Origin of the sequence: Clostridium sp. 19966 (assembly GCF_032335695.1) — a bacterium.
Taxonomy (GTDB): Bacteria; Bacillota; Clostridia; order Clostridiales; family Clostridiaceae; genus JACTOJ01.
Map to the genome: position 1 here is coordinate 165,873 of NZ_JACTOJ010000009.1, position 23,066 is coordinate 188,938.

Below are 23,066 nucleotides of genomic sequence, written 5' to 3' on the forward strand. Positions count from 1 at the left end.
GAGAGGGATTATGTGAAGATTAATATTAATGATGACGAAACCTTAGATGATTTACAGTTAAAAAATATTTTTTTAATTCAGAAAAAGGATGCCTTTAGATTTGGTGTTGATGCAGTCTTATTAGCTAACTTTGCGAAAGTAAAAAGAAATTCGAAAGTGATAGATCTATGCAGCGGCACTGGCATTGTGCCATTTATATTGGCTGGAAAGACGGATGCAAGTTTTATAACTGGGGTAGAAATACAAGATGATATGGTAGAGATGGCTCAAAGGAGTGTTTTATATAATAATTTGCAGCATAGGGTAGCTTTCTTAAATGAAGATATAAAAAATATTGATAAAATTAAAAAGCTGGAAAAGGTGGATGTAGTAACAGTAAATCCCCCATATAAACTTATAAATTCAGGGATAATAAATGAAAAGGATAAGAATGCCATAGCAAGGCATGAGATATGCTGCACTTTAGAGGATGTTATTGCGGCTTCTAGAATATTATTGAAGGATAATGGAAGACTATATATGGTTCATAGACCTGAAAGACTAGCCGATATATTATGTGCTATGAGAAAATACAAAATAGAGCCTAAGACTATAAGGATGATTCATCCAAACACCAAAAAAGCACCTAATATAGTGCTTGTAGAGGGTCAGAGAGATGGAGGAGCTTTTTTGAAGTGGGAACCACCCCTTTATGTATATGATGATGAAGGAAATTATACCAAAGAGATAGATGCAATTTATGGAAGGGAGAGTTAAAATGACTACTGGAAAGCTTTATTTAGTTCCTACTCCCATAGGAAACTTAAAAGACATAACCTTGAGAGCTCTAGAAGTTTTAAAAATGGTGGATATAATAGCAGCAGAGGACACTAGACAGACGCTTAAGCTTTTAAATCATTATGAGATAAAGAAATCTTTGGTGAGCTATCATAAATTTAATGAAAATACAAAGGGAGAGGACATTATAGAGATGCTCACTGATGGAAAACAGGTGGCGATAGTAACAGATGCAGGTACGCCTGGCATATCAGACCCAGGAAGTGTTATTGTAAGTAAATGTATAGAAAAAGGCATTGGTTTTGATGTATTGCCAGGAGCCACAGCAGTTACTACGGCATTGGTATATTCTGGACTGGATACTACCAAATTTATGTTTAAAGGGTTTGTTCCAAGAGAAAATAAGGAAAGGATTCCTTTTATAGAAGATATAAAAGACAGAAAGGAAACTATAATATTCTATGAAGCACCTCATAGATTGAGAGAAACCTTGAGCTTTTTGCTAGATAGACTTGGAGACAGATCTATAGCAATCTGCAGAGAATTAACAAAGCTTCATGAGGAGATATTGAGGTATAATATTTCTGAAGCTATAGATTATTATACCAAGGTAGAACCTAGAGGCGAATATGTTTTGGTAGTTCAAGGAAAAAGTGAAGAAGAAATATTAAAAGAAAAAAAATCCTTATGGGAAAATCTAACTATAGAAGAACATATTAAAAAATATATGGAAGATGGACTTAGCAAAAAAGACGCAATAAAAAAGGTGGCAAAGGAGAGAGCACTGTCAAAATCAGAAGTATATTCACATTCCATAGATATATAAAAATCAAATTGCAAATTTGATACCCATAAAATATGAAAAAATGCTAATAATTCAAAAAATATTAACAAATCTTTAAAAGTAAAGATATTCATTGAGAAATTTGCCATTAAAGTGGTATAATGTACTTAATGTTTGTGGACAAGTAGTTGTTAGGGACCATGGCATAAAGTAAACTTTATTATTAGGGGGGTGAAACTGCTCTGTACAAAGGATTGCAGAGTAGGTGGCTTTGAATAAGAAGATTTTAACTATTATAGCGACAGTATGTTTAACCTTTTCATTTGGAGTAGTTGCAAATGCGGATACGGTATCACAATTAAATCAACAATTAAATACTTACCAGCAGAAGAATTCAGATAAGATAAAACAAATTAATGATATTACTTCAAAATTATCTGATATAGATAACCAGATATCTGATCTAACTGTGAAAATAAGCAAAAATAAAACGGATTTAAACACAACAGAAGCTAATATTTCTGAAACTCAAAAGAACATACAGGAAACTCAGGACAGTCTTGATAAGCAGCAAGAATTGTTGGACAAGCGTATCAGGCAGATGTACAAGAATGGTTCCACTGGATATTTAGGAGTAATTCTTGAAGCAAGTAGTTTTTCAGATTTATTCAACAGAGTGGAAGCTGTGGACAAGATGTCTACATATGACAATAATGTAATGGCTGAAACTAAACAGAAAAAAGAAGAATTGCAGAATAAAAAGAAACAGCTAGATGTTGATAAAGCTAAGATAGTAAAATTAACAGCAGATTATAATAGCCAGCAGTCAGATTTGAAAAATACTAAAGCTAGTGAAAAAGCAGTACTTGATAAAATGACTAAGGAATATAGGGTAATAGATGCTAATGTAACTAGTTTAAGAAATCAGATTCAAGTTGAAAATGATAAAGCCAAATTAGCAGCTCAGCAATTAGAAGCAGCACAGAAGCAAGCTGCATCTACTGGAGCTTTAAATCGTGGTAGTTCTTTTGTGGTATCATCAAACTCCGTAGTTTCATTTGCAGAACAATTCTTGAACGTGCCATATGTATATGGTGGTTCATCTCCATCAGGTTTTGATTGTTCTGGACTTATGCAGTATGTTTATGCTCATTTTGGAGTTGATTTACCTAGAGTTGCACAGGATCAAGCTGGAGTAGGTACAGCTGTATCAAAGGATGCACTTCAGCCAGGAGATTTAGTTTTCTTCGGAAGCGCTGGAAATATAACTCATGTAGGTATGTACGTTGGAGGAGGAAGCTTTATTGAAGCTCCTTATACTGGCGCAAATGTAAGAATTTCGGATCTTTCTTATAGATCAAACTATGTATGTGCTAGAAGAGTTAAATAATAATTAAGTGCAGAACCAATAATTAAAATGTTCTTTAAACAGGTCTCTAAAAAATAGTATAGTAAAAAGCTATGCCTAAAAAAGGCATAGCTTTTTTTATATAAAGAAAAACAAAATAAAAAAAGGATTGTCTGCTGCATGATTATAAATCATTCTAGACAACCCTTTTTATTATTTATCGTTCTTTAATTCTTGAAGACAGTTCTTACAGATATTTTTTCCTTTGTAATTAACAACATCTCTAGCATCTCCACAGAATATGCATGCTGGTTCGTATTTCTTTAATATGATTTGCTCACCATCTACATATATCTCTAAAGCATCTTTTTCAGCGATATCTAAAGTTCTTCTAAGTTCTATAGGAATAACAATTCTTCCTAGTTCATCTACTCTTCTTACTACACCTGTTGATTTCATTTTAAATTCCTCCTCTTAATACAATATTCGACATATTCTATATAAATCATAACAAACATGTTATTATAAGTCAATATTTTTTTAGAATATTTTTGATTAATTTACAAATTTCTATCGCATTTGTATCTATAGTTAATATACTACCATATTGTAGAAAAGTCAATACTATAAAACAATAAATGTAAAAAAAATACATTAAGCGTGAAAATGACATATAGCAATAGTTTAGAGATTTTTTATAAAAATTTAATCTTTTATTAATTTATAGCAAAGTATAAAAATACATATATAAAAAAATAGTAATAATTTGGATTTACATTTTATATATATGTCGAACTATCAACTAGAATATGATGGATATAAATAAATTTACAAAAATTTACTATAATAATCTACTGTTTTAATTAAAATAGGATATACGTACATGAATTCTTATAAAAGTAATTAAAAAATATATGAAAAAAAGTAATATTTTCATTATATTTATTGTTGTAAAAAGAATACTGTAAAAAAAAGTGATTTTTTTAAATGTTTAATTTTTTCTCTCAATTAAAGAGAAGCAAGTAAAGTATTTATACGAATATTTTAATTATTACCATAAATATTAAATTTATTCACAATTATAATAATCACATGATTTTGTTACTAACTTTTATGTATACAGGTAAACTGGAATTTGTGATATGAAATTTTTCAATAGATAATATGTAAGAACATTTAAAAAGTAAAAAGCAAGAGTTGTGGTTAAAATTATCCTGCAGCGGATTTAATAAATTATAAACTGTATCTAGTAGTCATTTTTAAATATATTGATAGAATTTAACTTGTAATAAGTTTATACATAACTTATAATGTAATTATAGATTATGTAAGGAGGGAATATTATGGGAAGTGAGAAATTTACTTTTGATGACATTAAAAATTTAGCCAATGATATGTCTAAAAATAATCTTGTTTCATATGATGATCTTCCAAGATATGATTTGTTCCTATCTCAAGTTATAGATTATTTAAATGATAAATTTTCACAAGAAAAGTACACTAATAATATTGTACAAAACTATATAAAGAGTGAGGTAATATCTAAACCTGAAGATGGTAAGAAAAGAGGATACACTAAACTTCATCTTGTACAGCTTGTTTTACTTAGTTATATGAGACCTGTTCTAACTACAGATGAAATAAACAAAGTATTTAGACTGGCATTTAATGAAATAAATGATAGAAATGATGATATAGTATCTTGGGAAGAAGTATATAAGATATTCGAAGACATACAAAAACACAGCTTTGATGAATTTTTGAATGCAGATTATTATGATAAAGAAGCCATTGAAGATTTTGCTAAGAAAAATAATCTGAGCGGTGAAGAGTTTAAAAGAGTATCAATATTTTTAACAGTTATGACCTTGGTAGCTCAAGCAAGCGCTATCAAAAAATTAGCTCAACAGCTCATAGAAAAGTACGGAATTTAACATTATAATTAAATTAAATATTTAATTTATAGAGGCGCTCTTCAGCGCCTTTGTTTTTTGAAAAATTTTAATTGAACACTATGTTTTAAAATGTTCATATCATCTTCCGAATTCTAGAAACTTTTAGAGTTTCAAATGGATGAAAGCCTTTGTTAATATTCTCTAAAAACACAGCGTAATTAAAATAATTATATTCACAATATAGATATTTTCTATTATAGTAGTATTATATAACTATGCATTAACATTATTTTTAGTGTTTTTTTAATATTGGACAATATTTTTATTATAATGTTCTTTATATTAGGCTCTGTTTTAAATCAGTGCTGATTTTTACGTTAATTTAAAACATTACTTTAGTTTTAACCATAAATTCTGTTAAATATATTAAATAAAAAGGTTGATTGCTTTGGAAGATAATAATGTAATTAAGCTATCCGTGAGAAATCTTGTAGAATTCATACTAAGAAGAGGCGATTTAGATAGTAGATTTTCTACTAATACTTCAGCCGTTGAAGGCACGAGATTACATCAAAAAATTCAAAAACAAAATGCTAAAGAGTATTCTGATTCAAATTATGAATATGACTCTGAAATAAAGTTAAATTACAAATTTAATTTTAAAGATATAGATTTTTTATTAGAAGGAAGGGCAGATGGTATAATAGTTTCAAAGGATGCCGGTAGAGTTACAATAGATGAAATAAAAACTACTAGTGTGTCATTAGAAGTAATTAATGAAAATTTTAATGAATTGCATTGGGCACAAGCTAAATGTTACGCCTATATGTATGCAGTAGAAAATAATAAGAATGAGATGGAGATCCAGCTTACATACTGCAATGTAGATACTGAAAACTTGAAATATATAAAAAAAGTTTTTTTATTATCAGAGCTAAAAAAATTTTTTGAGGAAATTATTAATAAATATTATGATTGGGCTAAGTTTTCAAAGTCCTGGATAGCTACTAGGGATCGTACTATAAATTCATTAGAATTTCCTTTCGAAAATTATAGAAGCGGGCAAAGAGAACTAGCAGTAGCTGTATATAAAACAATAGCTCAAGGCAAAAAGATTTTTTGTGAGGCGCCAACTGGTATAGGGAAAACTATTTCAACTCTTTTTCCAAGCATAAAAGCCATAGGACAAGGGCATGCATCAAAAATATTTTATTTAACAGCCAAAACTATTACAAGGCAGGTGGCAGAAGAAGCCATTGAAAAAATGCGAGCAAAAGCTTTGAAAATTAAAAGTATTACATTAACAGCCAAAGAAAAAATCTGTTTTAAGGATAAACCTCAGTGTAATCCAGATCAATGCGAGTATGCAAAAGGACATTTTGACAGGGTTAATGAAGCTATAATGGATATGCTAAAAAATAAAGATAATATAACTAGGGAAGAAATAGAACAGCATGCATTAAGCTATAAAATATGTCCCTTTGAATTTTCTCTAGATTTAGCTCTATGGGCTGACTGCGTAATTTGTGACTATAATTATTTATTTGATCCAAGAGCTAGTTTAAAAAGATTTTTTGATAATTCAGGAGAATATGTCTTTTTAATTGATGAAGCACATAATCTTTTAGATAGAGGAAGGGAAATGTATTCTGCAGAACTCAATAAAGATGTTATACTAAGATTAAAAAAAATCATGCAGAAGGAAAATTCATCTATACATAAGTGCCTTACAAAATTAAATTCTCAGATGCTTTCCTTTAGAAAAACCTTGGACGGAGAAAAAAGTATTGTGCAGAAAGAGCTGCCAGAAGAAATGTATTTTTTGTTAAACAACTTTATTAATTCTTCTGAAGAATGGCTTGCTACTCAATCAAGAAGCAGCTGCTACGAAGATATGCTGGAATTCTATTTTAATGTTATATCTTTTATACGAATATGGGAGATTTATGATGATAATTTTGTAAACTATATATCGGACGAAGAGGGTAATATTAAAATAAAGCTATTTTGTATATCTCCTGGGGATTTGATTAATAAGGCCACTGAAAATGGGCAAGCATCCGTATTCTTTTCTGCTACATTATCTCCAATGAATTATTATAAAGAGGTACTTGGTGGAACAGTAGAAGATTACATGATAAAATTACCTTCTCCTTTTGATGTGAAAAATTTAAATGTATTTATAGGAAAAGATATATCTACCAAATATAGAAATAGAGATAGGAGTTATATCTCTATTTCAAATTATATAAATGATTTATTAAGAGCTAAAAAAGGTAATTATATGATTTTCTTTCCATCGTATAAATATATGAATGATGTGTATGATGTATTTAGCAAAAACTGCATAGATGCAGATATTATAGTTCAAGATGCAAATATGGATGAGAAAAAAAGAGAAGAATTTTTATCAATGTTTAAAGAAAATTCTGATAGGTCCTTGGCAGCTTTTGTAGTTTTAGGTGGAATTTTTTCTGAGGGCATTGATTTAAAAGGTGATAAATTGATAGGGGCTATAATAGTAGGGGTTGGACTTCCACAAATATGTTTAGAACGTGAAATAATAAAGCAGTATTACAATGATATGAATAAAAATGGTTACCACTATTCATATATGTACCCAGGTATGAATAAAGTTCTTCAAGCAGGGGGCAGAGTTATAAGAACTTGGGATGATAGAGGAGTGATATTGCTATTAGATGATAGATTCATAATGCAGGAATATAAGAGCATATTACCTGACCATTGGCGGAATTACAAAGTAGTAAAGTCGAATATAGAATTTCAAAAAGAATGCTGGAATTTTGATAATTAATTTCTACACGTAAGGATGAAAAAGATGAACTTTATTGTAAACATTATAGGGGCTTTATTAGGAGCTGCCACATATTTATTGGGTATGATTGCGATGAATACGTTGCATGTGTTTAAAAAAGAAAAAATAGCATATCCAATTATTTGCTTTTTCGTGATATTAGTAATGGGTTATAAAAATATGAATATCACAGTACATTTTATAATGATATTGAGCTTTATTTACTCTTTTATTATTCACACAAAAAAAATTGATGTGGAAGATATATTGATGATTTTTATGTGTGGATTTTATTGGGAAGTAAGTTTTTGGATCTCAAAAACTTTGACCTATGTTATTAGGATAAATTCGATATTTGAAAAAGCACTCCTTTATCTTGTCGTATTAATATTTTTTATGCTTATATTTAAAGTAATATTTCATATAGTCAAATTAAAATCCGTGACTTTTGAAAAAAATATTATAAAGGGTATTCATACAAAAACTTATATGATAGCCCTAATAATATGCGATATATGCATGTTAATTATCAATATGTATATGATATCAGCTAATGCGGATTCTATTAAAAAAATTATTTATTTTCTTACTGCATTGATGAATTTTTTTATATTGATAAATATCATAACTGAAAATTTAATGATAATGAATCTATCTAAAACAATGAAGGATAAAGAAGATCAATATTTGAAGCTAAAGGAATATACTGAGGTTATAGAAAGCATGTCTTCTGATATTAAGAAGTTTAAGCATGATTATACAAATATTTTAAAAACATTAGATTATTATATTGAAAATGATGATTTTGAAGCGTTAAAAAAATATTATCATAAAGAATTATTTCCTGAAAGTTCAAAAATTGTAAAAAAAGATAGTAATATTCTCTATCTTAAAAACATAAAAAATTTATCACTAAAGGGAATTTTATTTTCTAAAATATCAGAAGCAAAAAATGAAAATATAGAAATTATGCTTGACGTAAGAGAAGAAATTGGAGAGTTCAAAATAAATATAATAGATCTATGCAGAATTGTAGGAATATTGATGGATAATGCAATAGAAGGTACAAGAGAATTAGATTCTAAAAAGATACAAATTGGAATAATAGAAATGGATGATGAGAAGATAATAGTGATAGAAAATAGCTGCCAGTTAGAACTTCCTCCAATCTACAAGATGTTTGAAGAAGGATTTTCAACAAAGGGTTCTGAAAGAGGCATGGGATTGAGCATAGTTAAGGGAATAGCTGACAAATATGACAATGTTTTTATTAATACAGAAGTGGACGGAAATATATTCAGACAAGAGATAGTGGTGTCAGACAAAATAAGATGATTTATAAAGAATAAATATATGAAGTTTGATAATAATATTTATGCAGGCAATAGGCCAGTATGAATTTTATTTTTTGTGTTTTAAATAGAATTACAAATTTATATAACTTAATAAACAAGGAGAGGAAGGTGAAAAACTGTTAAGTAAGTTATCTGCAAAATTTGCAATAGCAGAGAACATTAAAATAACAGCTGATAATTTGAAAATTAAAACTAAGTTTACTAAATTAATTATTTTTATAGCAGCTATAAGTTTTGTAATGTCTTATAGTAAAAAAGAGGTTTCAGCTAACGCCAGCAGCGATAATACACCAAAAGAAATGTATTTGACCTTTGACGATGGACCAACTCCAGGCATAACTGACAAAATTCTCGATTCATTAAAAGAAAATAACGTGAAAGCTACATTTTTCCTGGTAGGAAAAGAAATTGAGGGAAGGGAAGAACTTGTAGAGAGAATATACAGAGAAGGGCATTCAATAGGACTTCATACATATAGTCATAAATTTTCTATTATATATAAAAGTGAAGATAATTTTATTGATGAGCTAAAAAAAACTCAAGATATAATTTATGAAATAACAAAATATAAAGCTACTGCGGTAAGATTTCCAGGAGGTAGCGATAAAATGCTTTCACAAAGCTTTTTGGATAGACTCCATCAATGCGGCTATACTGTATACGACTGGAACTCCAATCTGCAGGATGGCGAAAAAGCTAGACTTAGTACTGAACAGTATTTAAATAATTCAAAAAAAATTAAGGGAGATAAAAACCGAGTATTTTTATTAGCGCATAACAATTCTAATAACAAAAATACAGCTATGGCGCTAGGGACAATAATAAATCATTACAGGTCTCAAGAATTTGAGTTTAAAACTATAGATAACGATACTAAGGAATACTACTATAAATTTAAAAAGAAATAATAGTTGCAATTAAAGTATAGCTATTATCTATTTCAAAAATCTGCAATATAATATATAATATATATCATTAATAAAATTGCAGAGGTGGGGAGTTATAGTGGATAAAAGTTTATTAATAATTATAGCAGTAGCTATACTTGCAGTTTTTCTTATAATATCTATAATAAAAAAAGCATTAAAGTTAGTCATATTTATACTTGTTATTATAATAGGTATATTTGCTGTAGATGTTTTAGTCTATGGAGTTTCACCTATAGATGAGATATCAGCATATAAAACTAACATAGGGTATGGAAAAGATGTTGCTGATCTTACGGGGAAAATAAATACTTCCGTATCTAATATAAAAGATCAGCTTGGAAAGGCTAGTTTAGATAATACATCTATAAATGTTTTTAAGCAAGAGAACGCTAATTTGCATACTTATCAAAATGAATTTAATCAATTTAAACATACCAAGAGACTTAACGATTTTAATAATACTTACGCAGGATACCTTAATAATATAGTTACAATATCTGATTCTATTGTTTCTACATCAAACTCTGGCAAGAAAACAATAAATGATGCGCAAGGTGTATTGAATAAAATAAAAGATGAGGCAGACAAGCTTTCACTTCTAAAGCAATAAAAATAGAGAGAGGACTTTTAGCAAATCCTCTCTTTATTTTAAGTTCTGTTTTAAATCAGTGTTAATTTTTACACTGATTTAAAACATTCCTTTAGTTCGTAAGTCTATGTTTTAAAATGTTGATATTATCTTTGGAGTTTCAGATCGATCAAATCCTATATCAACATTCTTTTAAAGCATAGCATTTTCATTCAATAAAGCTATACTTTGAGCGGATATGCCTTGGCCATTACCTGTAAAACCAAGGCCTTCTTCTGTGGTGGCTTTTACATTTATTTGGTTAATATCTATGTTTAATGCCTTTGCTATATTTTCTCTCATGGAATATATATGAGGTGACATTTTAGGCATCTGAGCTACTATTGTTGAGTCGATGTTTACAATGTAGTATCCGCTTTCATTAACAAGCTTAGATACCTTTGATAGAAGCTCTATGCTAGAGATACCTTTATAAGCTATATCCGAATCCGGAAAATGCTTTCCTATATCGCCTAAGGCAGCAGCCCCAAGGATAGAATCCATTATTGCATGAAGTAATACATCTGCATCCGAATGTCCTAATAATCCTTTTTCATAATTAATTTCAACACCGCCAATGATAAGCTTCCTATTTTCTACTAATCGGTGAACATCATATCCAATACCAATTCTCATTAATATAACTCCTTTCGCTATCGATATAAGTCCTATTGATATTAGAGTATTATTCTTTCGTATAATACATCTTAAAAGTAATTCTATAAATAGACATGCTTTTAATTTAGCACTTTGCTTAAATTTTGTAAAGTTATATAAAGTATTTTAACTAAATAGGAGATATAACAAAATAGGAATCATCTGCATAGCTTTGCTAGAGCTTATTAGATAATTCCTATTCTGTGAAATTTATTTTGAGAAGTAGTGTATTACATCGTTTTTTTGAAATTATATCCATATACATTATCTCGTTTAGATAGATGCTTATAAGAAAATAATCGCTTTATACTATTTGCAATTGATCTAAAGAAATTCATACGTTTAAGTTTTTTCTTAGATGAAAAATCCACATATATAACTTTACCATTCATGTTAACCACTTCCTCCGATTTATATAGAATTGGATTTATAGCTGTAAAATTACCTAAAAGGTAAAGTTTTAGGAGCTAAACATAATTCACAACTATATGTAAACCTTTAGATTTTGAATTATCATCTTCTAAGTAAATAATAACACAAAATCAGCCAAATGTTAAGAATTTTATAAAAATTTTTAAAAATAGTTTTATTAACATTTAATCAGAAATTCCATTATATATGATATAATACAAAATAGATATTATTTCTAGAGTTGTGTTAAATAGGTGATGGATAAGTAAACTATGACACCTAAAAATTTACCGTAAATAAAAAGAGGGGGGAGAGAGCTGCTATAGAGTAATTAGCGCAGGCATTAATTTAGTCTGCAGTTAACAATCGATTATGTTACCAAATTTAGCAGCATAAGGTGTATGAAAAAAAGAATTTTTGGAATAATACTAATATTAATAGGTATAGGTATTTTAGGGTGGGTTGGTTATATGAAATACACGGCCTACAATGTCCAAAAGCAGATGATAAACGACTTTCAAAAAACGCTTCAGCAAATTGACACTAATCCAAACAGTGATGCTAAATCTAAAGATAGCTCTGGTGATTCGTTGAATGCATCTAAGCCTGGCGACTTAAATCCAAAGGCTATAGCCATAATGGAGATACCCAAAATTGATTTAACCGTTGCGGTGGCAGAAGGGGTTTCAAATGATGTATTAAAATATGCTTTAGGTCATTTTCCAGGAACCGGGCAGCCTGGTCAGAAAGGTAATTTCTGTGTTGCAGGACATAGAAGTTATACGTATAATGAATATTTGAATAGAGCTGATGAAATAAAAGTTGGAGATCAAATTAAAGTTAGAACCCAAAAGGGAGAGTTTACTTATGTGGTTTATGAAACGAAAGTTGTAGAACCTACTGAAGTTTCTGTACTAGATCCTACTAGCGATTCTACAATAACACTAGTTACATGTACTCCAATAAGAATAGCAACTCACAGACTGATAATAAAAGGAAGACTTAAAGCGTAATTATAACTTAGTTACATTAGACGTTTAATTTCAAACAGTATACGGAGAGGAAGTAAATATGATAAACAAGAAAAAAAAAATTATTATTGCTGTTTTTATTTTCTTAGTAGTAGTTTCTTTAGCGGCAATAGTTATAGTTAGATACCATAATGACAAAAATCAGAGTAAGGGCTTTGTAAAAGATGCAAAACAGGTAAATTCCGTTGCTAGCCCTAATAAAGCTGCTGTAAACAATGAATCTGATAAAGTTAAAGTTGAACCAGTTTTTAGTAATGAAGCTGACTTTAAAAACAAAACTTTGGTTTATAATGACAAAAGCATACCTGTGTTAATGTATCACTGTGTAGATACATTAATTGATCCAAAAACAGGACAACCTAATGAAATGTATGTGCCTAAAGAAAAATTTGAGGAGCAGATGCAATACCTAAAAAACAATGGATATACGACTTTAACAATGAATCAGCTATACGATTTTTTTGCGAATAATAAACCTGTTCCAGAAAAGTCTGTGGTAATAACCCTAGATGATGGATATGAAAATAATTATGTTAATGCATTTCCAATACTTAAGAAATTTAATTTTACAGCTACTGTATTTGTCATAACCAATATGGTAGATAAAAGCACAGAGTATTTATCTTCTGATCAGATAAAAGAAATGAATAATTATGGATTAGATATGGAACCTCATACTTTATCTCATCCTCATCTTACAGATTTGAAATATGTGGATCAGCTTAAAGAGCTGAAAGAATCCAAAGAATTTATGGAAAAACTCACGGGAAAGTCTGAGGATTTTGTGGCTTATCCCTACGGAAATCATAGTCAGTATACAGTAAAAGCTGCCACTGAAGCTGGCTATAAATTGGCTTTTACCACAGATGGACCTTGGTCAAATAAAAAGAATGGACTGCTTACACTGAATAGAGTGTATGTAAATGCAGCTAAAAGCATAGATGTATTTAAATATAGATTATCAAATGCTAACTATGAATAATATCAACATTTTAAAATATAACCTTTCCAACTAATAAGACCGCTTTAAATCAGTGCTGATTTTACACTGGTTTAAAGCAGTTTTTAGTATATCAGAATAAATTAATGAGAAGGTTTAGAAGCTTCCTCAGTTTTTATAGAGTCGGAAATTAAAAAATTTATTTCTTTTAATTCTTTATTTGAAAGATATCGCCACTCACCTATCCTTAAATTGCCTAGAGTTACATTCATTATTCTTATGCGCACTAATTTTTTAACAGTGTACCCTAGAGCCTCGCACATCCTTCTTATTTGTCTGTTTAACCCTTGAGTAAGGGTTATTCTAAATACATTTGAAGCTTCCTTCTTTACTTTGCAGTGCTTAGTAATAGTACCCAATATTCTCACTCCGTTTTCCATAGAGTGAATGAAGTGCTCGTTTATTGGTTTATCTACAGTAACAATATATTCTTTTTCATGATTATTGCCGGATCTTAATATTTTATTAACTATATCACCATCGTTAGTCATAAAAATGAGTCCTTCAGAATCTTTATCAAGCCTTCCTATATGGAATATTCTTATTGGATAATTTATATAATCCACTATATTGTCTTTTATATTTGTATCAGTAGTACAAGTTATACCTCTTGGTTTGTTAAAGGCAATGTAAATAAAGTCATCTTTTGGTGCTATGCTTTTGCCGTCAACACAAACCACATCATTTTTAGATACTTTTGTTCCTTGGACAGCTAAGTTTCCGTTAATGGTCACTCTTTTAGCTTCTATTAGTCTATCAGCTTCTCTTCTTGAACAAAAACCGCTTTCGCTTATAAATTTATTTATTCTTATAGAATTATTTATTTCATTATGGTTTATTACGTTTTTACTATCCAAGTAAATTCACCTCGTGTAAAATTATCCGATTCATTATCATCTCTATATATTAACATAAACATTTATGGGAAACAATTATATTGAAATACTAATTGTTAATATATATAATATACCTCATAGAGGTATATTATAACAGCAGTTTGGAGGCAAATATATGAAAAATATAGTGGTATATACATCTGATTCATGCCCTTATTGCATGGCAGTCAAAGGCTATTTATCGCAAAAAGGAATGAATTATGAAGAGAGAAACGTGAAAACTTCTGAGTATAGGAAGGAGCTAATAGAGCTTGGCTTTATGAGTGTTCCTGTAGTAAAAATTAATGAAGAAGTAATTCAGGGTTTCGACATGAAAGCAATAGATAAAGCTTTAGATGCATAGAATATATATTAAAAAGTGGACTAGCCGCATATATAAAAGGGTAGTCCACTTTTTTAATTTACCTCACTGCCATTATTATTAATAATGACACTTAATTTACTTTCATCTATATATTTTTTAGTAGCCTTCAAGGAATTAGAAACATTTTCGGTGTTTTGAGATATATAAATCATTACATTTGAATCCTTAGTAATAATTTTTGAATTATTAGCTTTTTCAAGAATTTCTTTTATTGCATCATCATAAAGCATATTGGTAAGCTTAAGAGAAGCTTTCAATTGATCTCCTTTGGAATTTAAAGGTACAACTTTTATAACCTTATTCCAGCGATTTATTTGCAATTGAACTGAGAAAGCTGAGTCTAGGGTAATGGTCATTGTTTTATTTTCAAATAAATAAAAGGTAGTAGCTAAGGATATAGCTATCATAAATAATGCAGCTTTGACTATTACAGAACTAATATTTCTATCATTTTTTAATTTACCAGTGGCGATTTCACCAACTTCTGCTTCCTGTGAAGGATTTATTGAATTTATATCTCCATGAGCAGTGATGATATAGCTTAGATTTCTTTTCTTCTTAATAACAATACCTGAAAAAGTTTTATTATCCTCCTGTTCATTCTCATCTTGATAATCTGCAGCAGTGGCATCCTCCATAAAATTCATATTTTTTTGTATATTTAAATAAGATATTAGTTTCGGATAAGAATTATTTTTTAAAAGCACATAGAAAAGTAATATAAATACTCCCCATTTTTCAAAGTAGTGAGAAGGCTTTTTAGTAAGGCTGCATAGCTTTTTTATAGGCAATGAACAATGAACATTTATGTAATCTGATAATTCATTATCCTCGGCACAAATTACAGCTATGTCTAAAAATTCGTTTTTTAATATTAATTTAATTTTTTTATTAGCTAAGCTTTGAAGGGATATTTCATATAATGTTAATTCTTTAATAAGTAAAGCTATTTCTTTTTTATAAATTCCAATATCTGATATATCATATAAAGGTGTTTTTCTGCTTTCTGAAAATCTATATCGGCCTTTTAGCATTAAATATCTTAAATCCACAGCTATCCCTCCTTGATAATTTATAAAATTTTAGAATTCTTTTTTAAATAACATTGAAATGAGACAAAAGTATTTTTACACCTATTAATATTAATATTACACCTCCGAGTATTTCTGATTTTTTCTGAAATACGGAGCAGAATTTTTTTCCTAAAAGTACTCCTGCAAAAGATATTACAAATGTGGTAATACCTATGATGGAAGAAGATGCTATTATTGAACTAGAAGGAAGAAAAGCGTAACTTAGTCCAATGATAAGAGCATCTATGCTAGTAGCAATTGACAGCAGTAATAGTGTTTTAGTGCCTATTATTTCTATTCCAGTGCTGCATTGTAGATTAGGATCAGATATGCAATCATATAACATCTTTATCCCCAAAGCAGAGAGCAGTATAAAAGCTATCCAATCGGAATATTTAGATATGTATGCGCTGAAGCGAGAGCCGGCAACATAACCTATAAGCGGCATCAAGGCCTGAAATAAACCAAAGAAAATTCCTATTTTAAAAGCATTGGCAAATTTATTTTTTCCAACAGACATTCCTTTAGATATAGAAACAGCAAAGGCGTCCATAGAGAGTGCCACGCCTATAAATAGAGTAGAAATTAAATCCATATGTTTTTCCTCCAAAGTTAAAATAAACATCCAATATTATATTATAAATTTAGTTATATTTCAAGCTGAATCCAAAGCGCTTATCAACATTCTTTTAAAACATAGTCTTACACCAAAATGTCATTAAGTATTTCATCCTCATATAAAAGAGCTATTGCTTTCTTCCTATATTCGTCTATGTGTATAAAAGTATAGCGGTGAGGCTTAATGGAGGGGGCTAGATTTATAGCAGCTTCAAAGTCCGATTTTTTTATATTTAATTTTTTTACATATTCGAAAAATCCTGTGGCTTTAAAAATTGATGTTATTCTTTCATATCTGTGATTTTGAACCTTGCTCATGATATAGGTAGCAATTCCAACCTGTATTCCATGAAGCTGAGGCTTATCACATATTTTATCTAAAGCGTGAGAAATAAGGTGTTCACTTCCGCTGGAAGGAGCACTATCTCCGGAAATCTCCATAGAGATGCCGCTCATGGTAAGAGAATCTACTAATTCTTTTAAAAATAAATCGTCTTTTATACTATTAAAGTTTGTTCTAACAAAGCTATTCACAGCCTTTTTAGATATCATAACTGCAAAATCATCTACTTCAGCTCTTCCGTAGGATTCTTCAAATTGCCAGTCATAAAGGGCCGTTATTTTAGAAACCAAATCTCCTATACCTGAATATATAAATTTTTCTGGAGCACTTTTTATAATGTCAATGTCAACTATTATTCCATAGGGCATTTTAGCAGGCACGGAAGTTCTCTTACCATTTACTAAAAGGGAGGCACCAGAACTTGAAAAACCGTCATTAGAGGTAGATGTAGGCACGCTTATGAAGGGAAGCTTTTTTAAAAAGGATATATATTTTGCAACATCTAGGGCTTTACCACCGCCTATTCCTAAGATGGCATCTATATTTTGAGGAATATTAAAAGCCAAGGTTACTATTTTATCTATGTTTATATCTTCTACTTCCTTGTTAAGTACGGTATTTATATTATTTTTCTCCATAGAGTTCATTACAATATCACCAAAAAGTTCGTAAAGCCCTTCTCCGAAATATAGGGCTACATTTTTAAATCCGCTTTCATTGATTAAATCCCCTAAATTTTCTAAATTACCTTTTCCTACATTAAGTATTGTGGGGATAGAAATTCTATGAGAATTAGCTTTCATAAACAGCACTTCCTTTCAGCTCTAAACCTTTATCAACATTACTTTAAAACATTAGCCAATAATAAATATATTATAGCACAAATAAATTTAATCAAATAGTTACTTATTTGAGGTAAAATAATAGTATATAGTGGGACTTATTTACAATTCATAATAAAAATATAATTTGGAGGTGAATAAATTGAAATTAGACGCTATATTTGAAGGAGGAGGTATAAAGGGTATAGCTTTCACTGGAGCAATAGCAGCCTTAGAAGAAAATGGGTATGAATTCAATAGAGTAGCAGGAGCTTCAGCAGGAGCATTGGTGGCTTCTCTTCTATCCGTGGGCTATACAGGGAAAGAACTTAAACAGATACTTAAAGATACGAACTTTAATAAGCTTCTAGGCAGTAAAGAAAGCAGAATTATAGATATAAGAAATATATATAATTTAGTAAGATATAAAGGAATATATGAAACCTCAGGCATAAATCAGTGGTTAAAACAGCTTTTTAAGGAAAAAGGAAAAGAAAAATTCAAAAATGTCAGTGTAAATGGGAAATCTAAGCTTAAGATAATAGTTTCGGATATAACTAAGAGAACTATAGTAATTTTGCCAGATGATATAGTTAACTACGGAGAAGATCCTATGGAAATGGATATAGTGGATGCGGTGACTATGAGTATCTCCATTCCGTTTTTCTTTAAGCCTCATACACTCAATACTTCAACAGGGAAAAGTGTACTGGTGGATGGAGGACTTTTAAGCAATTTTCCTGTATGGATATTCGATGTAGATAGGAAACCTAGATGGCCAACCTTTGGCTTTAGATTACTGGAGAATAATAGAAGCTACAGTTCTCAAGGAAAAAATAATTTGGTGCAATATTCACTAGACATCATAAGTACAGTTCTAGATAGAAATGAAAATGTATATCTTGATGATAAAAATAGAGTTAGAACCATCGATTTACCAACCTTAGGGGTGAAAACTACTGATTTTAATATATCTGAAAGTAAGGCTGAGGACTTATATCTATCAGGCTATGATGCCGCTAAAAAATTTATATCAAATTGGGATTTTCAAGAATATATTAAAAGATACAGATGATAAATTGCTCTGTTTTAAATCAACAAAAAATTAACTCTGATTTAAAACAGAGCACAATAAAAAAAGCGGTAAATCCGCTTTTTATATTGTGAAGTCTAAAACATAATCGTCATTAAGCTTTTTGTATTGGTCTACAATGTCCTCTAAAGTTATTGAATCTACAACGTCATTAATAGATTTGTTAACTTGCTGCCATACCTTAAGCTTTATGCAGTCTTCAACGCTTTTGTTAAATCCTGGAGCAGCAGAATCGTCACTAGTTATTGTGAGTTCTCCCTCTAGAGCTCTTAAGACTTCTCCTACAGTGGTCTTTGAAGCAGGTTTAGATAAAGAATATCCTCCTTGTGATCCTCGAATACTCTTCACTAAATCAGATTTTCTTAAAGTAGAAAATACTTGCTCAAGATAATTTTCTGAAATTCCTTGCCTTTCAGCTATGACTTTTAAAGGTATATAGTCACCAGCAGAATTTAAAGCTATATCAACCATAGCTCTAAGTCCGTACCTGCCTTTTGTTGAAATCTTCATAAGTGTACGCACCATCCTTGTATTCCTATATGTTTATTAAATAAATATTACTACAAGTGATGGAGAATAGTCAATAAGTGCTTAATACACTAATCTAATAGGTAAGGGGTTTCCTGGTATACATAATAGTTAAGCCAATTTGAAAAAAGCAAATTAGCATGCCCCCTCCACAGTACTCTAGGCTCCTTTGAAGGATCATCATTTGGATAATAATTTTTAGGAATATCAATAGCCAATCCTTTTTGTACATCTCTGTCATATTCCCACTTTAAAGTTAAAGGATCATATTCTGAATGTCCCATTACAAATATTTGTTTTCCTTCCTTGGAAGCTACTATATGCACACCTATCTCATCAGACTCAGTAAGTATCTTTAAGTCTGGAACAGCTAGGATATCTTCTTTGTAAATTGTAGTATGTCTGGAATGAGGAGCTAAAAACTCATCATCAAAGCCCTTTAAAAGATTTGCAGCGCTATATTTTACCTTGTGAGAGAAGACTCCAAATATTTTTTTATCTACAGGATGCTTGTTTATTTTATAGTGGTGATATAGACCAGCCTGAGCTCCCCAGCAGATGTGAAAGGTTGAGGTAACATTTGTTTTGGTCCAATCCATTATTTCTGTGAGCTCTTTCCAATAATCCACTTCTTCAAATTCCATCTGCTCCACGGGAGCCCCTGTGATTACCATACCATCAAATTTTTTATCTTTAATTTCACTAAAAGTATTATAAAAGGATATCAGGTATTCTTCAGAGGTATTTTTAGAAACATAACTTTCAGGATGTACTAGGGTAATTTCCACTTGAAGAGGAGTATTCCCAAGCAGTCTTAAAAGCTGAGTTTCAGTAACAGATTTAGTAGGCATAAGATTTAATATGGCTATCTTCAAAGGACGTATATCTTGATGATAAGCTCTATCTTCATCCATAACAAATATATTTTCGTTAGTTAATATTTCTTTAGCTGGTAAATCAGCAGGTATTTTTATAGGCATATATTAAGACTCCTTTACAAACAAATTAGGATATGTTCAATACATAATCCCAAATAAAAAAACTCTTCAAAAATAGAAGAGCCATCAATCAAATTCTTCTATCTTCCAGCTTAATGCTGTTGGATTTGGCACCTTGTTTTAACAGGTTGCCGGGTTTCATAGGGCCAGTCCCTCCACCTCTCGTGATAGACGCAGGAGATATGCTTATAAGATTTTAAGCAATTCCTACATTAATAGTATTAAATTTTTATTGCATTAACTGTATGTTACTATATACCTATTGCCTTGTCAATGCTTTTACGAGGTTTTGGCATAAATAAATGCGGAAGATATTCTTATAAAACATATATTTTTTATTGACAATACTAGGAAGAATATATATACTGAAATATATAAAGAATATTGTTGATAAAAAAACCGAGTAAACCAATAGGATAAGTTAAAATAAAATATTTTAGGTGTGGAGGAATAAAAATGAGTAAAATAGCAAAAAGTTTAACAGACCTTATAGGAAATACCCCATTATTAGAACTTACTAATTACAATGCTAAAAAGGGAGTAAAAGCTAAGATAGTAGCTAAATTGGAATATTTTAATCCTTTAAGCTCAGTAAAAGATAGAATAGCTTTTGCCATGATTCAGGATGCTGAAGAAAAAGGACTATTGAATAGTGAAAGCGTAATAATAGAGCCAACTAGCGGTAACACAGGTATAGGACTTGCTTTTGTTGCTGCAGCAAAGGGATATAAAATAATATTAACCATGCCAGAAACTATGAGTATTGAAAGAAGAAATCTTCTTAAGGCTCTAGGAGCACAGCTTGTGCTTACACCAGGTTCAGAAGGAATGAAAGGCGCTATTCAGAAAGCTAAGGATTTAGCTGCAGAAACACCGCATTCATTCATACCACAGCAGTTTGCAAATCCAGCAAACCCAGCGATACACAAGAAAACAACTGCTCAAGAAATATGGAATGATACCGATGGAAATGTAGACATATTTGTGGCTGGAGTAGGTACAGGCGGAACTGTAACAGGAGTTGCTTCAGGATTAAAGGAAAATAAAGCCAGCATAAAAGCTGTTGCTGTAGAACCAGCAGATTCACCAGTACTTTCAGGAGGAAAACCAGGCCCACATAAAATTCAAGGTATAGGAGCAGGTTTTGTACCAGATGTATTTGATGCAAAATTAATTGATGAAATATTCCCTGTAAAGAATGAGGAAGCTTTTGCTGCTGCTAGAGATCTTTCAAAGGCTGAAGGATTATTAGTAGGAATATCTTCAGGAGCTGCACTTCATGCTGCTACAGTTTTAGCTCAGAAGGAAGAAAATGCAGGAAAGACAATAGTAGTTCTTTTACCTGATACTGGTGAAAGATATCTTTCAACTCCTCTATTTAGCGAAGAATAATTCTTGTGATTTAATATAATTTTTATAAAGCTGTATCAATATAGATGCTCTATGTTGATACAGCTTTATATTTTGTAAAGAAGCAAAGTTTTGGTTAAGGTTGAAACTCTCTGGTTATATATAATATAATGTATGAGTTGAAATGATAAATTCAAATATTAATGGGAAGTGATATTGTGCAAGTTTACTTTGATAATAGTGCTACCACTATGCCTTATGATGAGGTAGTTGAAGAAATTATAGATGTTATGAAAAACAATTTTGGCAATCCTTCTTCAGCTCATAAATTAGGACTTATAGCTGAAAAGAAACTCAATGACAGTAAAGAAATATTAGCTAAGACTATAAATGCCCTTAAAGAGGAAATAATATTTACCTCTGGAGGAAGCGAAAATAATAATTTTTTAATAAAAGGATTTTTGACTCCAGGTAATCACGCTATAACTACAAGCATAGAACATCCTAGTGTGCTGAATACTTTTAAGGCTCTAGAAGAGCAGGGAGTTAAGGTTACTTATTTAAATGTAGATAATAATGGAAGAATATCCATGGAAGAACTTAAAGAGGCTATCAACAAGGATACCAGATTAGTAAGCGTAATGCATGTTAATAATGAGATAGGTTCTGTTCAGGATATAGAGAGTATAGGAAAAGTAATAAAAGAATCCAGCGGAAGAATTAAATTTCATGTGGATGCAGTTCAAAGCTATGGAAAATATAAAATAGATGTGAAAAAGAGCAATATAGATATGCTTTCTGTGAGCGGACATAAGATACATGGACCTAGAGGAATAGGCTTTGCATTCTTAAGAAAAGGTCTTGTGCCTAAAGCGTTGATCCATGGCGGTGGACAAGAAAAAAACTTAAGGTCAGGAACAGAAAATGTAGCAGGTGCAGCAGGACTTGCCAAAGCTGCTTCTATAATGTATTCTAACTTAGAGAATAATTTTAGTAAGGTTCTTAAATTAAAAGAATATTTTATAGAAAGCTTAGGAAGTGTAGATAATATATTGATAAACAGCTCTGCTAAGCCGGAGTTTTCACCCTACATATTAAGTGTATCTTTTCCGGGAGTTAGATCCGAAGTGCTGCTTCATCTCCTTGAAGAAGGTGATATATATGTGTCAACGGGGTCAGCTTGCTCATCTAAGGATACAAAGGATAGTCATGTGCTTAAGGCTATAGGATTAAAGGATGCAGCGGTAAAAGGTACTATAAGATTCAGCTTCAGTGAATTTAATACTGCAGAGGAAGTTGATTATACCATTGCTAAGCTTAAGGAAAGTATGAAATTTTTGAGGAGAAGATAA

General features: G+C 30.4%; 22 protein-coding genes and 1 riboswitch. Of the genes, 14 read left to right on the forward strand and 8 right to left on the reverse strand.

Annotated features, from left to right (window positions below; genetic code table 11):
* Positions 1-12 precede the first annotated feature (12 nt).
* The 3 genes from IAI10_RS11595 to IAI10_RS11605 all read left to right on the forward strand — a co-directional run bounded on the left by IAI10_RS11595 (position 13) and on the right by IAI10_RS11605 (position 2,951).
* Positions 13-756, forward strand: a complete 744-nt coding sequence (locus IAI10_RS11595) for a tRNA1(Val) (adenine(37)-N6)-methyltransferase (protein WP_315673426.1) — start codon at positions 13-15, stop codon at positions 754-756.
* Position 757: 1 nt separating this feature from the next.
* Positions 758-1,603: a 16S rRNA (cytidine(1402)-2'-O)-methyltransferase gene (gene rsmI, locus IAI10_RS11600; RefSeq protein WP_315673427.1), complete on the forward strand. Its 846-nt coding sequence runs from the start codon at positions 758-760 to the stop codon at positions 1,601-1,603.
* Between the two features lie 229 nt (positions 1,604-1,832).
* Positions 1,833-2,951, forward strand: a complete 1,119-nt coding sequence (locus IAI10_RS11605; protein ID WP_315673428.1) for an NlpC/P60 family protein — start codon at positions 1,833-1,835, stop codon at positions 2,949-2,951.
* Between the two features lie 171 nt (positions 2,952-3,122).
* On the opposite strand, the gene IAI10_RS11610 is transcribed toward IAI10_RS11605, so the two are convergent.
* Positions 3,123-3,368 (reverse strand): AbrB/MazE/SpoVT family DNA-binding domain-containing protein, encoded by a 246-nt coding sequence (locus IAI10_RS11610; protein WP_315673429.1) that lies wholly within the window; start codon positions 3,366-3,368, stop codon positions 3,123-3,125.
* Positions 3,369-4,252: 884 nt separating this feature from the next.
* Here IAI10_RS11610 and IAI10_RS11615 point away from each other — a divergent pair.
* The 5 genes from IAI10_RS11615 (at position 4,253) to IAI10_RS11635 (ending at position 10,513) form a co-directional block, all read left to right on the forward strand.
* Entirely contained in the window at positions 4,253-4,843 is a 591-nt protein-coding gene (locus IAI10_RS11615; protein WP_315673430.1) for a DUF1836 domain-containing protein, read from the forward strand.
* A 409-nt stretch (positions 4,844-5,252) separates the two neighbouring features.
* Positions 5,253-7,619, forward strand: coding sequence for an ATP-dependent DNA helicase (locus IAI10_RS11620; protein ID WP_315673431.1), 2,367 nt, complete (start codon positions 5,253-5,255; stop codon positions 7,617-7,619).
* A 519-nt stretch (positions 7,620-8,138) separates the two neighbouring features.
* Positions 8,139-8,954, forward strand: a complete 816-nt coding sequence (locus IAI10_RS11625; RefSeq protein WP_315673432.1) for a GHKL domain-containing protein — start codon at positions 8,139-8,141, stop codon at positions 8,952-8,954.
* Between the two features lie 199 nt (positions 8,955-9,153).
* Entirely contained in the window at positions 9,154-9,882 is a 729-nt protein-coding gene (locus tag IAI10_RS11630) for a polysaccharide deacetylase family protein (RefSeq protein ID WP_315673433.1), read from the forward strand.
* Positions 9,883-9,979: 97 nt separating this feature from the next.
* The gene (locus IAI10_RS11635) at positions 9,980-10,513 is read left to right on the forward strand and encodes a hypothetical protein (RefSeq protein ID WP_315673434.1); all 534 of its coding nucleotides are present in this window, start codon (positions 9,980-9,982) and stop codon (positions 10,511-10,513) included.
* A gap of 171 nt (positions 10,514-10,684) precedes the next feature.
* On the opposite strand, the gene ispF is transcribed toward IAI10_RS11635, so the two are convergent.
* A complete protein-coding gene (gene ispF, locus IAI10_RS11640) occupies positions 10,685-11,167 on the reverse strand; it encodes a 2-C-methyl-D-erythritol 2,4-cyclodiphosphate synthase (RefSeq protein ID WP_315673435.1) in 483 nt (160 codons plus the stop codon).
* An 833-nt stretch (positions 11,168-12,000) separates the two neighbouring features.
* On the opposite strand from ispF, the gene IAI10_RS11645 reads away from it, so the two are divergent.
* Both IAI10_RS11645 and IAI10_RS11650 read left to right on the forward strand, forming a co-directional pair.
* Entirely contained in the window at positions 12,001-12,612 is a 612-nt protein-coding gene (locus IAI10_RS11645) for a class D sortase (RefSeq protein WP_315673436.1), read from the forward strand.
* Between the two features lie 58 nt (positions 12,613-12,670).
* Positions 12,671-13,612: a polysaccharide deacetylase family protein gene (locus IAI10_RS11650; RefSeq protein WP_315673437.1), complete on the forward strand. Its 942-nt coding sequence runs from the start codon at positions 12,671-12,673 to the stop codon at positions 13,610-13,612.
* Positions 13,613-13,713: 101 nt separating this feature from the next.
* Here IAI10_RS11650 and rluF read toward each other — a convergent pair whose 3' ends face one another.
* Positions 13,714-14,487 (reverse strand): 23S rRNA pseudouridine(2604) synthase RluF, encoded by a 774-nt coding sequence (gene rluF / locus IAI10_RS11655; RefSeq protein WP_315673438.1) that lies wholly within the window; start codon positions 14,485-14,487, stop codon positions 13,714-13,716.
* Between the two features lie 154 nt (positions 14,488-14,641).
* On the opposite strand from rluF, the gene IAI10_RS11660 reads away from it, so the two are divergent.
* Positions 14,642-14,869, forward strand: a complete 228-nt coding sequence (locus IAI10_RS11660; RefSeq protein WP_315673439.1) for a glutaredoxin family protein — start codon at positions 14,642-14,644, stop codon at positions 14,867-14,869.
* 53 nt (positions 14,870-14,922) lie between these two features.
* Here the strand turns inward: IAI10_RS11660 and IAI10_RS11665 are convergent, their stop codons facing one another.
* The 3 genes from IAI10_RS11665 to IAI10_RS11675 all read right to left on the reverse strand — a co-directional run bounded on the left by IAI10_RS11665 (position 14,923) and on the right by IAI10_RS11675 (position 17,727).
* Positions 14,923-15,942 (reverse strand): hypothetical protein, encoded by a 1,020-nt coding sequence (locus IAI10_RS11665; protein ID WP_315673440.1) that lies wholly within the window; start codon positions 15,940-15,942, stop codon positions 14,923-14,925.
* A 43-nt stretch (positions 15,943-15,985) separates the two neighbouring features.
* Positions 15,986-16,558: a manganese efflux pump MntP family protein gene (locus IAI10_RS11670; protein ID WP_315673441.1), complete on the reverse strand. Its 573-nt coding sequence runs from the start codon at positions 16,556-16,558 to the stop codon at positions 15,986-15,988.
* 107 nt (positions 16,559-16,665) lie between these two features.
* The gene (locus IAI10_RS11675) at positions 16,666-17,727 is read right to left on the reverse strand and encodes an iron-containing alcohol dehydrogenase family protein (RefSeq protein WP_315673442.1); all 1,062 of its coding nucleotides are present in this window, start codon (positions 17,725-17,727) and stop codon (positions 16,666-16,668) included.
* 172 nt (positions 17,728-17,899) lie between these two features.
* Between IAI10_RS11675 and IAI10_RS11680 the strand changes: the two genes are divergently transcribed.
* Positions 17,900-18,820 (forward strand): patatin-like phospholipase family protein, encoded by a 921-nt coding sequence (locus IAI10_RS11680; protein WP_315673443.1) that lies wholly within the window; start codon positions 17,900-17,902, stop codon positions 18,818-18,820.
* Positions 18,821-18,901: 81 nt separating this feature from the next.
* On the opposite strand, the gene IAI10_RS11685 is transcribed toward IAI10_RS11680, so the two are convergent.
* A complete protein-coding gene (locus IAI10_RS11685) occupies positions 18,902-19,348 on the reverse strand; it encodes an Rrf2 family transcriptional regulator (protein WP_315673444.1) in 447 nt (148 codons plus the stop codon).
* An 89-nt stretch (positions 19,349-19,437) separates the two neighbouring features.
* A complete protein-coding gene (gene metA / locus IAI10_RS11690) occupies positions 19,438-20,346 on the reverse strand; it encodes a homoserine O-succinyltransferase (protein WP_315673445.1) in 909 nt (302 codons plus the stop codon).
* 95 nt (positions 20,347-20,441) lie between these two features.
* Positions 20,442-20,538: riboswitch (SAM riboswitch) on the reverse strand.
* Positions 20,539-20,820: 282 nt separating this feature from the next.
* On the opposite strand from metA, the gene cysK reads away from it, so the two are divergent.
* Together cysK and IAI10_RS11700 are read left to right on the forward strand one after the other, a co-directional pair.
* Positions 20,821-21,756, forward strand: a complete 936-nt coding sequence (cysK, locus tag IAI10_RS11695) for a cysteine synthase A (RefSeq protein ID WP_315673446.1) — start codon at positions 20,821-20,823, stop codon at positions 21,754-21,756.
* 176 nt (positions 21,757-21,932) lie between these two features.
* The gene (locus IAI10_RS11700) at positions 21,933-23,066 is read left to right on the forward strand and encodes a cysteine desulfurase family protein (RefSeq protein ID WP_315673447.1); all 1,134 of its coding nucleotides are present in this window, start codon (positions 21,933-21,935) and stop codon (positions 23,064-23,066) included.

What these genes read in the sequence shown, in the direction of transcription:
- IAI10_RS11660 (WP_315673439.1), top strand. Translation starts at nt 14,642, where the DNA reads ATGAAAAATATAGTGGTATATACATCTGATTCATGCCCTTATTGCATG.
- IAI10_RS11615 (WP_315673430.1), top strand. Translation starts at nt 4,253, where the DNA reads ATGGGAAGTGAGAAATTTACTTTTGATGACATTAAAAATTTAGCCAAT.
- IAI10_RS11670 (WP_315673441.1), bottom strand. Translation starts at nt 16,558, where the DNA reads ATGGATTTAATTTCTACTCTATTTATAGGCGTGGCACTCTCTATGGAC.
- IAI10_RS11610 (WP_315673429.1), bottom strand. Translation starts at nt 3,368, where the DNA reads ATGAAATCAACAGGTGTAGTAAGAAGAGTAGATGAACTAGGAAGAATT.
- IAI10_RS11685 (WP_315673444.1), bottom strand. Translation starts at nt 19,348, where the DNA reads ATGAAGATTTCAACAAAAGGCAGGTACGGACTTAGAGCTATGGTTGAT.
- rsmI (WP_315673427.1), top strand. Translation starts at nt 758, where the DNA reads ATGACTACTGGAAAGCTTTATTTAGTTCCTACTCCCATAGGAAACTTA.
- cysK (WP_315673446.1), top strand. Translation starts at nt 20,821, where the DNA reads ATGAGTAAAATAGCAAAAAGTTTAACAGACCTTATAGGAAATACCCCA.
- ispF (WP_315673435.1), bottom strand. Translation starts at nt 11,167, where the DNA reads ATGAGAATTGGTATTGGATATGATGTTCACCGATTAGTAGAAAATAGG.
- IAI10_RS11650 (WP_315673437.1), top strand. Translation starts at nt 12,671, where the DNA reads ATGATAAACAAGAAAAAAAAAATTATTATTGCTGTTTTTATTTTCTTA.
- IAI10_RS11675 (WP_315673442.1), bottom strand. Translation starts at nt 17,727, where the DNA reads ATGAAAGCTAATTCTCATAGAATTTCTATCCCCACAATACTTAATGTA.
- metA (WP_315673445.1), bottom strand. Translation starts at nt 20,346, where the DNA reads ATGCCTATAAAAATACCTGCTGATTTACCAGCTAAAGAAATATTAACT.
- IAI10_RS11645 (WP_315673436.1), top strand. Translation starts at nt 12,001, where the DNA reads ATGAAAAAAAGAATTTTTGGAATAATACTAATATTAATAGGTATAGGT.
- IAI10_RS11625 (WP_315673432.1), top strand. Translation starts at nt 8,139, where the DNA reads ATGTTAATTATCAATATGTATATGATATCAGCTAATGCGGATTCTATT.